At 43.4% G+C, this 13,102-nt stretch carries 14 protein-coding genes; all 14 read left to right on the forward strand.

Annotation, left to right across the window (positions count from 1 at the left end):
- The first annotated feature begins 856 nt into the window (after window positions 1–856).
- The 14 genes from I2484_RS19780 (at window position 857) to I2484_RS19845 (ending at window position 12,878) form a co-directional block, all read left to right on the forward strand.
- The gene (locus I2484_RS19780) at window positions 857–1,228 is read left to right on the forward strand and encodes an ATP synthase subunit I (RefSeq protein ID WP_207152789.1); all 372 of its coding nucleotides are present in this window, start codon (window positions 857–859) and stop codon (window positions 1,226–1,228) included.
- A gap of 121 nt (window positions 1,229–1,349) precedes the next feature.
- On the forward strand, window positions 1,350–2,060 hold the full coding sequence (gene atpB / locus I2484_RS19785; RefSeq protein WP_207152790.1) for a F0F1 ATP synthase subunit A: 711 nt from the start codon (window positions 1,350–1,352) through the stop codon (window positions 2,058–2,060).
- Window positions 2,061–2,127: 67 nt separating this feature from the next.
- Window positions 2,128–2,340 (forward strand): F0F1 ATP synthase subunit C, encoded by a 213-nt coding sequence (gene atpE, locus I2484_RS19790; protein ID WP_186667906.1) that lies wholly within the window; start codon window positions 2,128–2,130, stop codon window positions 2,338–2,340.
- A 150-nt stretch (window positions 2,341–2,490) separates the two neighbouring features.
- The gene (gene atpF, locus I2484_RS19795) at window positions 2,491–3,051 is read left to right on the forward strand and encodes a F0F1 ATP synthase subunit B (protein WP_207152791.1); all 561 of its coding nucleotides are present in this window, start codon (window positions 2,491–2,493) and stop codon (window positions 3,049–3,051) included.
- A complete protein-coding gene (locus I2484_RS19800; RefSeq protein ID WP_207152792.1) occupies window positions 3,048–3,587 on the forward strand; it encodes a F0F1 ATP synthase subunit delta in 540 nt (179 codons plus the stop codon). The genes atpF and I2484_RS19800 overlap by 4 nt, the downstream gene beginning before the upstream one ends.
- A gap of 25 nt (window positions 3,588–3,612) precedes the next feature.
- A complete protein-coding gene (atpA, locus tag I2484_RS19805) occupies window positions 3,613–5,121 on the forward strand; it encodes a F0F1 ATP synthase subunit alpha (protein ID WP_186667900.1) in 1,509 nt (502 codons plus the stop codon).
- Window positions 5,122–5,251: 130 nt separating this feature from the next.
- Window positions 5,252–6,109 (forward strand): ATP synthase F1 subunit gamma, encoded by an 858-nt coding sequence (gene atpG / locus I2484_RS19810; protein WP_207152799.1) that lies wholly within the window; start codon window positions 5,252–5,254, stop codon window positions 6,107–6,109.
- 44 nt (window positions 6,110–6,153) lie between these two features.
- A complete protein-coding gene (gene atpD / locus I2484_RS19815) occupies window positions 6,154–7,569 on the forward strand; it encodes a F0F1 ATP synthase subunit beta (protein ID WP_207152793.1) in 1,416 nt (471 codons plus the stop codon).
- Between the two features lie 145 nt (window positions 7,570–7,714).
- Window positions 7,715–8,122 (forward strand): F0F1 ATP synthase subunit epsilon, encoded by a 408-nt coding sequence (locus I2484_RS19820; protein WP_207152794.1) that lies wholly within the window; start codon window positions 7,715–7,717, stop codon window positions 8,120–8,122.
- A gap of 104 nt (window positions 8,123–8,226) precedes the next feature.
- Window positions 8,227–8,463 carry a DUF1146 family protein gene (locus I2484_RS19825; RefSeq protein ID WP_207152795.1) on the forward strand — a complete coding sequence of 79 codons (237 nt, stop codon included), beginning with the start codon at window positions 8,227–8,229 and terminating at the stop codon, window positions 8,461–8,463.
- Window positions 8,464–8,885: 422 nt separating this feature from the next.
- A complete protein-coding gene (gene murA / locus I2484_RS19830) occupies window positions 8,886–10,184 on the forward strand; it encodes a UDP-N-acetylglucosamine 1-carboxyvinyltransferase (protein ID WP_207152796.1) in 1,299 nt (432 codons plus the stop codon).
- Between the two features lie 199 nt (window positions 10,185–10,383).
- A complete protein-coding gene (gene spoIID / locus I2484_RS19835; protein WP_207152797.1) occupies window positions 10,384–11,352 on the forward strand; it encodes a stage II sporulation protein D in 969 nt (322 codons plus the stop codon).
- Between the two features lie 10 nt (window positions 11,353–11,362).
- Window positions 11,363–12,022 (forward strand): M23 family metallopeptidase, encoded by a 660-nt coding sequence (locus I2484_RS19840; RefSeq protein ID WP_207152798.1) that lies wholly within the window; start codon window positions 11,363–11,365, stop codon window positions 12,020–12,022.
- Window positions 12,023–12,608: 586 nt separating this feature from the next.
- Window positions 12,609–12,878 carry a sporulation transcriptional regulator SpoIIID gene (locus tag I2484_RS19845; RefSeq protein ID WP_067213089.1) on the forward strand — a complete coding sequence of 90 codons (270 nt, stop codon included), beginning with the start codon at window positions 12,609–12,611 and terminating at the stop codon, window positions 12,876–12,878.
- Window positions 12,879–13,102: the final 224 nt, after the last annotated feature.

A 13,102-nucleotide genomic window follows, 5' to 3' on the forward strand; every position in this document is an offset into this window, starting at 1 on the left:
CGAAGTCATGGCAAATCGCAAGTTAGTAATGGCTCTATCCAAGTTAGTCATGGGGCCGCCGTGAAGTCATGGCAAATCGCAAGTTAGTAATGGCTCCTGCCAAGTTAGTCATGGGGCTGCCGTGAAGTCATGGCAAATCGGAAGTTAGTCATGGCTCTATCCAAGTTAGTCATGGGGCCGCCGCGAAGTCATGGCAAATCGCAAGTTAGTAATGGCTCATGCCCAGTTAGTCATGGGGCCGCCTCGAAATCATGGCAAATCGCAAGTTAGTAATGGCTCATGCCCAGTTAGTCATGGCCGCCCCCCCAAAAAAAACTAACACGTCACTCCAAACCGAAAAAAAGGGAAACCTCTAATGGACAAACCTAAACAGTAATATTCGTTAACCAATCATCCAATTTTGTCGAATGTTTGACAATGTGAAGACTTTGTGAAAAATTTCACTGTAATCAATTGACATCAAAATATGCCTATTGTATGCTTACAAAGGGTAAGAATGATAGGGTTTTCATATATGAAACGGCAACATAATGTGAATGTTAAGGCTGTGTTAACATCCTATCGCTTTTCGACGGATGTGCAGAGGCTTAAATGACATCATGCATTTGAGTAAACGTAGCATCTGCCGAATTGCCTTCCATTCGACAATACTCGCACAACTTACAGGTTCCATCCTTTTCAGAGTCTTGCCAAGAATAGTGTAAGCGGCCTGCTTAGACTGGACAAATAACTGGCTGGACAGCGAAACGGGACCACCCCGCTTTTTCTTGTGATTTGCTTGCTACTAAGCCTTATCTCAATCGAAGTTGCAAGGCTCCATACAATTTGGAAATACGAATCAGGAGAATGACTTACTATGCAAACATTGCAAGAAATTCATAAAAAGCAAAAGAAGGCTTTATTTTTTTTGCTCGCATTGTTCGTTTTAGGATGGGCATTAACCGATTTGAAACAGATTTTCGCGGGTTTAATTCTCGGATCACTGTTCGGATTGTATAATTTTTGGATCCTTGTCCGTAGAATGGAAAGATTCGACAAGATTTTTACGGAGGGTAAGAAAAGAGCATCACTTGGAATGACGATGCGTTTCGCATCTGGTGTGGCTGCGGCGGCAGTCGCGATTTCGCTGCCGGAACATTTTAACCTGGTTAGTTCGGTTATCGGGCTAATGATTCCTTACATCCTGCTATTGGCTGATGGGATTATATTCCGCGCAAAAAACCATTAAAGCTTTTTCGTAGAAAAGAGCTTGCGTCGATTTTTTCTTTTTCGTAGAAAATAGCTAACATCGAACTTTTCTTTTCGCAGAAAAGAGCTTAACACGATTGTGAAAGGGAGGTGAACGAAACGTGACTCATGAAAATCCGACGAGAGAATGGCTCGGATTGACATTCAACTTGTCAAACATCCTTATGCTTTTCATTACGTGCCTGATTGTATTCCTTATCGCATTCATTGCAACACGCAAAATGCAACTGAAACCTACGGGTATGCAGAACTTTATGGAATGGATCATGGATTTCGTAAAAGGTATTATCAAGAACAATATGGACTGGAAAACAGGCGGTCGATTCCATGTACTTGGAATAACGCTATTAATGTTTGTTTTCGTAGCCAACGTAATTGGACTACCGTTCTCGATTCAATATGATCATGAACTTTGGTGGAAATCACCAACAGCAGATCCAACAGTTACGTTGACGCTTGCTGCAATGGTCGTTGTATTATCGCATTACTATGGTATCAAATTGTTAGGCCTCAAAGAATATGGGAATAGCTATTTAAAGCCAATGCCATTTATGGCCCCATTGAAAGTTATTGAGGAGTTTGCAAACACGCTGACACTTGGTCTGCGTCTTTACGGTAATATCTATGCAGGTGAGGTCCTATTAGGTCTTCTTGCAACACTCGGAGCAGGAAGCGTATACGGCTTTGTCGGCGCCCTCGTTCCAGCACTCGCTTGGCAAGGATTCTCGCTCTTTATCGGAGCTATCCAAGCATTCATCTTTGTTATGTTATCGATGGTCTATATGGCGCATAAAGTCAAAACAGACCATTAAACATATACTGCCCGTTTAACGGGTGAACAAACAAAAAAACTCGAAAATATTAGGAGGAAATTATACTATGGGTCTTTTAGCAGCAGCAATCGCAATCGGTCTTGGTGCACTTGGTGCAGGTATCGGTAACGGTCTTATCGTTTCAAAAACAGTTGAAGGAATCGCGCGTCAACCAGAAGCACGTGGCGTTCTTCAAACAACAATGTTCATCGGTGTTGCACTAGTTGAGGCGATTCCTATTATCGCAGTAGTAGTAGCGTTCATCGTTATGAACAAATAATAATTACCAACAGTAACAAAATGGCGAAGAGCGTACTACAAAGTCCTTCGCCATTCCTTTATGGAGAAAAATGCGTAACACAACTTATGAAATAAAGTACAACTAACTATATCTGATGAATTATAAGCTCTTGAAGGGAGTGAAACAATCGTGTTTTTGGATACCTTCGTCCTATTGGCAGCAGATTCAGCCGATCAAGGATTCTTAGCAAGTCTGAACGGCGTACTCAAACTAAACTTAGGTGACATTATCGTCACACTTTCGTTTTTCACGATTCTCATGCTTCTTCTGAAGAAGTTTGCTTGGGGCCCACTTATGGGTATCATGGATCAACGTGCTGAGTTGATCGCAAATGAAATCGAATCGGCTGAAAAGAGCCGTGCAGAATCACAAAAGATTCTTGAAGAACAGCGTAACCTATTGAATGAAGCGCGTAATAACGCACAGGCGATTGTTGAAAATGCCCGTAAGCAAGGCGAAACTCAACGTGCAGAAATTATTACAGCAGCTCGTTCTGAAGTGGGTCGTATGAAAGAAGAAGCAACTCTTGAAATTGCATCTGAAAAAGACAAAGCGGTCGCGGCAGTTCGCGGAGAATTCGTATCTCTTTCTATTCTTGCAGCATCTAAAGTACTCGGTAAAGAAATTTCCGAGGAAGATAATCGCGCATTGATCGAAGAGACGATTGCGAAGGCAGGCGAAGGCCGATGAGCCAATCGGTTGTAGCAAAACGCTATGCACAAGCATTGTTTGAATTAGCACAAAAAAACGGACAAACTGGCGCAATTCAAGAAGATCTTATTGAATTGAAAAAAGTTTTCCAAACAAATAAAGAGCTCGGTCAATTACTTCAATCACCGAGATTAAAAGTAGCAAAAAAGAAAGAGCTTATGGCAGATCTATTCAAAGGCGCGAATCAACTCGTTTTGAATACATTATTCTTAATGCTCGACAAAAAACGCATAGACGAGGTTGTAAACCTCGTTAACGAGTTTATCGCTTATGCGAATGACGCAGCAGGCATCGCTGACGCGAAAGTGTATTCTACACGTCTGCTTACAGTTGATGAAAGCCAAGCTATCTCTACTGCATTCGCCAAAAAGATTGGTAAAACGGCATTGCGAATTGAAAACATCATCGATCCGAGCTTAATTGGAGGCATCCGTCTTCAAATTGGTAACATTATCTACGACAGCAGCATAAGCGCGAAGCTTGAGCGACTGGAACGGGATCTTATCGGTTCATAAATCTGAAATTTGAGGGGTGACATGCATGAGCATCAAAGCTGAGGAAATCAGTGTTCTCATAAAACAGCAGATTGAAAATTATCAATCTGAGATGAAAGTGAGCGAAGTCGGTACAGTTATCGCAATTGGTGACGGTATTGCACGTGCTCATGGCCTCGACAACGTCATGGCTGGGGAACTTTTAGAGTTCTCAACTGGCGTCATGGGTCTGGCTCAAAACTTGGAAGCGAACAACGTTGGTATCGTTATCCTAGGGCCTTACACAGACATCAAAGAAGGCGATGAAGTACGTCGAACAGGCCGTATTATGGAAGTTCCTGTCGGAAAAGAATTAATCGGGCGAGTAGTAAATCCACTTGGGCAACCAGTTGATGGATTAGGTCCGATCAATACGACAAAAACACGTCCAATCGAAAGCCCTGCACAAGGGGTTATGGCGCGTAAATCCGTTCATGAACCACTACAAACGGGTATTAAAGCGATTGATGCACTTGTACCAATCGGCCGTGGACAGCGCGAATTGATCATCGGTGACCGTCAAACAGGTAAAACGACAGTTGCAATCGATACAATTTTGAACCAAGCTGACCAAGATATGATTTGTATTTATGTAGCAATCGGACAAAAAGAATCAACAGTTCGTGGTGTTGTTGAAACACTCCGTAAAAACGGCGCACTTGATTACACAATCGTTGTTACGGCTTCTGCTTCACAACCATCACCATTACTATACCTTGCTCCTTACACAGGAATAACAATGGCTGAAGAATTCATGTTCGATGGTAAGCACGTTCTAATTGTTTATGATGATCTATCTAAACAAGCAGCGGCATACCGTGAACTTTCTTTGCTACTTCGTCGTCCTCCGGGCCGTGAAGCTTATCCTGGTGATGTTTTCTATCTTCACTCCCGTTTACTTGAACGTGCAGCGAAGTTGAATGACACACTTGGTGCAGGTTCTATCACGGCATTACCATTCGTTGAAACACAAGCTGGAGATATCTCTGCTTATATTCCAACGAACGTAATTTCTATCACTGATGGACAAATTTTCCTTCAATCTGACCTATTCTTCTCGGGTGTACGTCCAGCGATTAACGCCGGTCTTTCTGTTTCCCGCGTTGGTGGATCAGCGCAAATCAAAGCAATGAAAAAAGTTGCGGGTACACTACGTCTAGACCTTGCGGCATACCGTGAGCTTGAAGCGTTCTCACAATTTGGATCAAACCTTGATTCTGCAACTCAAGCGAAACTGGACCGCGGAGCGCGTACAGTTGAAATCTTGAAGCAAGACTTGAATAAACCGTTTAAAGTCGAGCAACAAGTTATGGTTCTTTACGCATTGACACGTGGATTCCTTGACGATATCGCTGTCAAAGATATTCTTCGTTTCGAAGCTGAACTTTTAAGCTGGCTTGAAACTAACCACACTGACGTTTTAGATCATATTCGTACGACGAAAGACCTTCCAGCTGATGAATTGATGGCTACAGCACTCAACGCATTCAAGAAGATTTTCGCACGCTCTGAATAATTCTAAATGGAATCATCTTTGACGAAGAACGTCAATTGCGGAATCGTATTTGGCGGAAAGCGTCAAAACGACACATTCTTGACGGAGAGCGTCAAAATGATTAAAAAACAAAAGGTGGTGAGAATTGCCAATGGCATCTTTACGCGACATAGAAAACCGTATTAAATCGACGAAAAAGACAAGTCAGATTACGAAAGCAATGCAAATGGTCTCCGCTTCTAAATTAAGCCGTGCCGAGCTGAATGCGAAAGCGTTCACCCCATACATGGAAAAAATTCAAGAAGTTGTAGGTTCGATCGCAGCTGGAACAAGTGACTTGAGTCATCCGATGATGATATCTAGACCCGTCAAAAAGACAGGTTATATCGTGATTACATCTGACCGTGGACTTGTAGGGGGTTACAATGCTAACATCCTACGTATCGCAAAACGTGCGATTGAAACGCGTCACGCTTCGAAAGAAGAAGTGAGCATCATTTCAATCGGACAAAAAGGCCATGACTATTTCACAAGACAAGGTTTCGAAATAACTGAAAGTAAGATCGGTCTATCTGACCATCCTTCTTTCGATGAAATAAAAGATATCGCGAAGCGTGCTGTTGGCATGTTCACAGAAGGCGAGTATGACGAAGTGTACTTGTATTACAATCACTACGTCTCCGCCATCTCAAGTGAAGTGACGGAAAAGAAATTACTTCCGCTCACTGACATCACATCGACTGCCGCTACTACTTCATACGAGTTTGAGCCTTCAGGTGAAGCAATTCTTGAAGTGCTTCTTCCGCAATACGCGGAAAGTCTTATTTATGGAGCTGTAATTGACGGAAAAGCGAGTGAACATGCTTCCAGTATGACAGCGATGAAAACTGCTACTGATAATGCAGCTGATTTGATAGATTCTTTAACACTTTCATTCAACCGTGCACGACAAGCTTCGATCACGCAACAAATTACGGAGATCGTTGGCGGCGTCGCAGCTCTTGAATAAGAGCGAGCACTGTACGGCAAAGAGTAAGACAGGAGGGAAAAAGTATGAATAAAGGACATGTTCTTCAAGTAATGGGTCCGGTTGTTGACGTTAAGTTCGAAGACGGACAACTTCCATCTATCTATAACGCATTGAAGGTCCAAATTAGACGTCCAAACGCTGAGCCTGAAACGTTGACACTTGAAGTCGCGCTTCACCTCGGGGATGATTCTGTACGTACAATTGCAATGTCTTCAACAGACGGTCTACAACGTGGTACTGTAGTTGATGATATGGGTTCTTCGATTACTGTCCCAGTTGGTGACGTTACACTAGGACGCGTATTTAACGTACTTGGAGAGATTATTGACCTTGGTGAGGAAATCCCGGCTTCAGAACGCCGCGATCCGATCCACCGTTTAGCTCCAGTATTTGAAGAACTTTCGACTGAAGTTGAAATTCTTGAAACGGGTATTAAAGTTGTTGATATGCTTGCTCCATACATTAAAGGCGGTAAGATCGGCCTATTCGGTGGTGCGGGTGTAGGTAAAACAGTTCTAATTCAAGAATTGATCAATAACATCGCACAAGAACACGGTGGTATTTCCGTATTCGCAGGCGTTGGAGAACGTACTCGTGAAGGGAACGACTTGTTCTACGAAATGACAGACTCTGGCGTTATCAAGAAAACGGCAATGGTCTTTGGTCAAATGAATGAGCCACCTGGCGCACGTATGCGTGTTGCATTAACTGGTCTTACAATGGCAGAACATTTCCGTGACGTACAAGGCGCGAACGTGCTTCTGTTCATCGATAATATTTTCCGCTTTACACAAGCGGGTTCTGAAGTTTCAGCACTACTTGGCCGTATGCCATCAGCAGTTGGTTACCAACCAACACTAGCAACGGAAATGGGTATGCTTCAAGAACGTATTACATCGACTAACCTTGGTTCTGTTACGTCTATCCAAGCAATCTATGTACCAGCGGATGACTATACTGACCCGGCTCCTGCTACGACGTTTGCTCACCTTGACGCAACGACAAACCTTGAGCGTAAACTTTCTGAAATGGGTATTTACCCTGCGGTTGACCCACTTGCTTCGACTTCACGTGCATTAAGCCCGGAAATCGTCGGCGAAGAGCATTACAATGTTGCTCGTCAAGTGCAACAAACGCTTCAGCGTTACCGTGAACTTCAAGATATCATCGCAATCCTAGGTATGGATGAACTTGGAGAAGAAGATAAGCAGTTAGTTGGACGCGCACGTCGTGTTCAAAACTTCCTGTCACAAAACTTCCACGTAGCTGAGCAGTTCACAGGACAAAAAGGTTCATACGTACAAGTTGCCGAAACAATTAAAGGCTTCAGCGAAATTCTTGCAGGTAAGTACGATCACCTTCCAGAAGACGCATTCCGACTTGTCGGAACGATTGAAGACGTTATTGCAAAAGCTAAAGGTATGGGTGTTGAAGTTTAATTCAATTCAGCAGGATTTAAACCCCTTCTGAATTAATTTAAAGCCTCCGGTGGTTGTCACAGATTATTATTGGGCTTACTCGATAAAAACCTGGACGCTAATAAGCCGAGGCGTACTTTATTAGAAGGGACCAGGAGGGAAAAAAATGAAGACAATTAAAATCAATATCGTCACTCCCGACGGCCCTGTTGTTGAAACTGAAGCGAACATGATCATCGCAGTTACCGAAACAGGTGAAATCGGGATCCTTCCCGGCCACATCGCGATGGTTGCACCGCTTCAAATCGGTGGGCTTCGCCTACAGAAGGATGATTCGATGGAACAAATTGCCGTTCATGGCGGTTTCATCGAAGTCCGTCCGGATGTTGTCACTGTTTTAGCACAAAGTGCAGAACTGGCTTCTTCTATTGACATCGACCGTGCTAAAAAAGCGGCGAAACTAGCAGAAGAGACACTTCAGGCAAAAAAAGAAGGCAGAGAACACGAATTGGCGGCACTGGATTTAGAACGTGCCCTCAATCGTATCAATGTCTACGAAACAAGAAAAAAATGATTTGTTGATCATGGCGGACAGGGGAAAAAATTCTTCTGTTCGCCTTTTCAATGTAGTCAAACCAAATCGTTTTTTCTAACTCAAGGAACATGGGAGGGCGTCAAATGGGCGACATAATTGCATTTCAACCACTGTTGGCCATCGTATCGCATACTTTTTTTATAGCTATTTCATTTTACGCACTACAGGCTATCATGCCTGAAAAAATTATTAAAAAGAATCGTGTCTTCCAAGCACAATTATTGTTTATTTTACTCAGTATTTTAATAGGCTGGGCTGTATCAAATTTCTTTTTAGAGCTATCCTATTGGTCAGGAAGGCTGCCATTTATGTTTGGGTAAACTTTTAACTTTGATTCAACATATGTGATTTTTGTATGATGAGTTGATAAGATACATGTAGTCGCCGCGTGTACGAAAAAAAGCCTTAGTATGTCTCCGTTAGGAATACCACTAAAGCTTGATATAGAAGTTCGTATTCGGGGCGATGACATGAAATTCATCACTTTGTGTTAATGTAAGGTTTGCTATGACTAATTACGGGGAACTTAAGTGACAAGTGGGCAGATATTATGACACAAAACGGCAAAAGTGCACATAGTATAAACTACTTGGCGCTTAGACGGAAAAATAGACCAGACGTTACTTGTTTAATGAGCAAGGGCACTGTAGAATAGTATATGTTTTGATGATGATTTATTTGAAAAAAATAATATATAACTACAAAATGTTTGGCTACAACTTAGGAGTCGGAGGGACTTGTTTTGGATAAAATAATTATCAACGGTGGACGTGTACTTAAAGGAAGCGTCCGAGTCGAAGGCGCTAAAAATGCAGTATTACCGATACTTGCGGCTGCACTTCTTGCATCAGAAGGTGTAAACGTAATACGAGACGTTCCAAATCTTTCAGACGTTGGGACAATAAATCAAGTACTAAAAAGTTTAAATGCGACAGTGGAGCATACACCGGAATTGAATGAAGTTATTATCGATTCTTCGGGGACGCTTTCAAGTGAAGCACAGTTTGAATATGTACGGAAAATGCGTGCATCTATTCTAGTCATGGGTCCACTTCTTGCGCGTAATGGCTTTGCACGCGTTGCACTGCCTGGTGGTTGTGCAATCGGATCTCGTCCAATTGACCAACATTTAAAAGGGTTCGAAGCGATGGGAGCAGAAATTACATTTGGCCACGGACATGTTGAAGCGAAAGCGGAAAACGGTTTGAAAGGTGCTAAGATTTATCTCGATTTCCCAAGTGTCGGCGCAACTGAAAATATCATGACTGCAGCGGCATTGGCTAAAGGAACGACAATCATTGAAAATGCGGCGAAAGAGCCTGAAATTGTAGATCTCGCCAATTTTATTAATGAAATGGGCGGTAAAGTTGTTGGAGCTGGTACGGACAATATCCGAATCGAAGGTGTCAATAAATTACACGGCACAATTCATCATATTATACCCGATCGTATCGAAACAGGTACATTTATGGTAGCAGCTGCAATTACAGGTGGCGATGTCATCATTGAGAATGCTGTACCTGAGCATAATGCTGCACTTATTTCTAAATTGGGCGAAATGGGCGTCGTAATTACGGAATTAGATGAAGGAGTTCGTGTTACTGCACAACTGCCATTGAAATCCGTAGACTTAAAAACAATGCCACATCCAGGTTTCCCGACAGATATGCAGTCCCAAATGATGGCGCTAATGCTAACATCAACGGGTACTGGTATTATTACTGAAACAGTTTTTGAAAACCGTTTCATGCACGTTGAAGAATTCCGCCGTATGAATGCTTCTATTAAAATTGAAGGTAGATCGGTTATTATTACAGGACCATCTGAACTTCAAGGCGCTGAAGTGGCGGCAACGGATCTTCGTGCAGCTGCAGCCCTTATTCTTGCAGGACTTGTAGCAGAAGGTGTTACTCGTGTTACTGAATTATCGCATCTGGACCGAGGATATGTGGATTTCCATGGTAAACTTGCCACTCTAGGAGCGGATATCATCCGTGTTTCACCGGAAAAACAAACGGAAAAATCAGCACAACTCGTTTAATCAAATTCAATATGTATTTGGAAAAGGCTGTAGAGCATTGACTGCGGCCTTTTTCGCATTTCATTTTACATAGTCATACGTGCTTAGCCTGCTTTCGTTTACCCATCTTATTACTGCCGCATCTAGACGGCGTCCTGCACTTTTGCTAGTATGCCCAAAAAAGCAGGAATAAACCCCAATATAATTCATATAATTAATCATGGACAAACTACTAACAGCATTATTCATCATACTCCTATTTTTCATCCCTTTTTTATTGAGACAGACGCCCGAAAAAATCACAGAGCCCGGAGAAAAGAAAGTGGAACTTTGCCCCGTTGACATCATTATTGCCGGTGCGGACAAGCCAATCTCGCTTGAGGAATATATAGTAGGGGTTGTCGCAGCTGAAATGCCTGCAACGTTCCATGAAGAGGCGCTGAAGGCTCAAGCGGTTGCGGCCCGTACGTATGCACTTCAGACAACGGATTACGGCCAAAAGAAAATTGCTACTGACGTTTCCGCACAAGTCTATTCTTCAGAAGAAAAACGGAAAGAGCGATGGGGAAAAGAATTTAAGCGCAATGAAAAGAAAGTGCGTGCGGCAGTGGAAGCAACTGCAGGGGATACCATTGTTTATCAAGACAAAATGATATCAGCCATGTTTTTTTCCACATCAAATGGGAAGACTGAGACAGCGCAAAACTTTAGCGGGAATGATATCCCCTATCTACAAAGTGTGGAAAGTCCCGGGGAGGGGGACGTTGAGGCAAAGATAGAACGAACAGCCGAAATGACGCTTGCTAAATGGAATAAAACAATCGGCGGTAAGTGGGATGCCGATAGCTTCAGATCTTTACAACTTGTACGCAATCCAACGGGCCGTGTCCAAAAGGTCGTAACTTCTGAATTCCAAGCGAGTGGCAGGGAAGTGCGTGAATTATTGGGACTGGCATCAACGGATTTTGATATCGCATTTGATGTGACAAATAATATAGTACATGTAACAACGACAGGATATGGTCACGGCGTCGGTATGAGTCAATATGGAGCAGAAGCATATGCTCAGAAAGGATGGACAGCTGAAAAAATTCTTTTACACTATTACACAGGCACGCAAATAAAAAAGTTTACATTACTTGATTCCCAATGTTTAAAAACTCCTTCACTTGCAAATAATAGCGAGTGAGGTGATGACAATGCGAGAAGAAAAACCGAAAGCCCCTTCTCAGAAGAACAAAAGTGCAAAGACAAAAAGCTGGTTTTGGCCTGTAGTCTATTCCGGTATCGCAATAGTCTTCGTCGGCATGATCTGGGGTTATAATGCATTCATGAAAGATGATGCCCCAGGTTTAGCAGACGTTGCAGGGAAGGACCCTAAAGACGGTTTGACGGTCGAGACGAACGCTGCAAAGGAGATGGTCAAATATCCATTCCCTGAAGCGCTCATTGATGATGTGACCATTGTGCAAGATTATTATGATGTAGATGGAGAAGAAGCCATGCGTGAAAATGCCATGCTCGTATTCAATCAGCAATACGTGACGAACACAGGCGTTACGATTTCTGTGCAGGGCAAGACGTTCGAAGTCGTGGCATCATTAAGCGGCACAGTGGAGGATGTTGTACTAGACCCATTTAAAGGTGATGAAATCATACTTTCTCATGCCGATGGGTTGAAAACAATCTATCGATCCGTCTCAGGTATTCTTGTTAAAAAAGGTGAAGAGGTGGAACAGGGTCAAGCCCTCGGTGCCGCTACAGAAAATGAATGGAATAGTGTAGCCGGTATCCATCTTAATTTCGAGGTACAAAAAGATGGAGTAGCCGTCAATCCGCGCTCATATCTTGCATTTTAAACAGTAAGTTTCCAGCCATTCCCGAATCAATCCGGAGTGGCTTTTTTTTTTGGATGAAATCAGATATAACCAGGTGCCAACCGAGCATATCCACAGTGAACCGATCATAACCACGCGCCAACCGAGCATATCCACAGTGAACCGATCATAACTATGTGCCAACCGAGCATATCCACAGTGAACCGATAATAACCAGGTGCAACCGAGCATATCCACAGCGAACCGATCATAACGACGCGCCAACCGAGCATATCCACTGCCGAACCGATCATAACCAGATGCCAACCGAGCATATCCACAGTGAACCGATCATAATCAGGTGCCAACCGAGCATATCCACAGCGAACCGATCATAACCACGCGCCAACCGAGCATATCCACTGCCGAACCGATCATAACCAGATGCCAACCGAGCATATCCGCTGCGAACCGATCATTACCAGGTGCCAACCGAGCATATCCACAGCGAACCAATCATAACCACGCGCCAACAAATTTACAGTCTCCCCAACGACCGCCCGCATATCAAGCCCATTAATCGCATAAGATAAAGGAAGAATCGGACCTGATACGAAAGGAAGAGGGCGTGCACGAGCAAATACGGAGGCGATGCGTGCGCCTCGGAAAAATGTTGCTGGAAACTGGACTTACCGTACGGGCGTTAGCAAAAGCGACAGGCTATTCGAAAAGCACGGTCCACAAAGACTTGACGGAACGTTTGCCTAACGTCGATGTGGCACTATCCGAAGAAGTCGCAAAAATACTTGCCTATCATAAGTCTGTCAGACATTTACGGGGCGGCGAGGCGACGAGAGTTAAATGGATGAATGAAACGAAAAAAGTAGGAAGTAGTTAGGGATGAAAAAGCGGATCGCAGACTCATTGCGATCCGCCTTTTCGTGTTGTCTAGGCTACAGGCGCCAAACGCTCGGGTCACTTCAGACATAAAGATAAAGGCAAAGACCGCCTTTTTCTTTATGTCTTTCAGTGCCTGTCGCGTCTGGACGGTGCCTTCCGCTTTTCTATGTTGTCTAGGATTCAGGCGCCAAGCGCTCGGGTCACTTCAGACATAAAGATAAA

The organism is Sporosarcina sp. E16_8 (assembly GCF_017347095.1).
Taxonomy (GTDB): domain Bacteria; phylum Bacillota; class Bacilli; order Bacillales_A; family Planococcaceae; genus Sporosarcina.

What these genes read in the sequence shown, in the direction of transcription:
- I2484_RS19780 (WP_207152789.1), top strand. Translation starts at nt 857, where the DNA reads ATGCAAACATTGCAAGAAATTCATAAAAAGCAAAAGAAGGCTTTATTT.
- atpD (WP_207152793.1), top strand. Translation starts at nt 6,154, where the DNA reads ATGAATAAAGGACATGTTCTTCAAGTAATGGGTCCGGTTGTTGACGTT.
- atpA (WP_186667900.1), top strand. Translation starts at nt 3,613, where the DNA reads ATGAGCATCAAAGCTGAGGAAATCAGTGTTCTCATAAAACAGCAGATT.
- I2484_RS19800 (WP_207152792.1), top strand. Translation starts at nt 3,048, where the DNA reads ATGAGCCAATCGGTTGTAGCAAAACGCTATGCACAAGCATTGTTTGAA.
- I2484_RS19825 (WP_207152795.1), top strand. Translation starts at nt 8,227, where the DNA reads ATGGGCGACATAATTGCATTTCAACCACTGTTGGCCATCGTATCGCAT.
- spoIID (WP_207152797.1), top strand. Translation starts at nt 10,384, where the DNA reads ATGGACAAACTACTAACAGCATTATTCATCATACTCCTATTTTTCATC.
- I2484_RS19840 (WP_207152798.1), top strand. Translation starts at nt 11,363, where the DNA reads ATGCGAGAAGAAAAACCGAAAGCCCCTTCTCAGAAGAACAAAAGTGCA.
- atpG (WP_207152799.1), top strand. Translation starts at nt 5,252, where the DNA reads ATGGCATCTTTACGCGACATAGAAAACCGTATTAAATCGACGAAAAAG.
- atpE (WP_186667906.1), top strand. Translation starts at nt 2,128, where the DNA reads ATGGGTCTTTTAGCAGCAGCAATCGCAATCGGTCTTGGTGCACTTGGT.
- I2484_RS19820 (WP_207152794.1), top strand. Translation starts at nt 7,715, where the DNA reads ATGAAGACAATTAAAATCAATATCGTCACTCCCGACGGCCCTGTTGTT.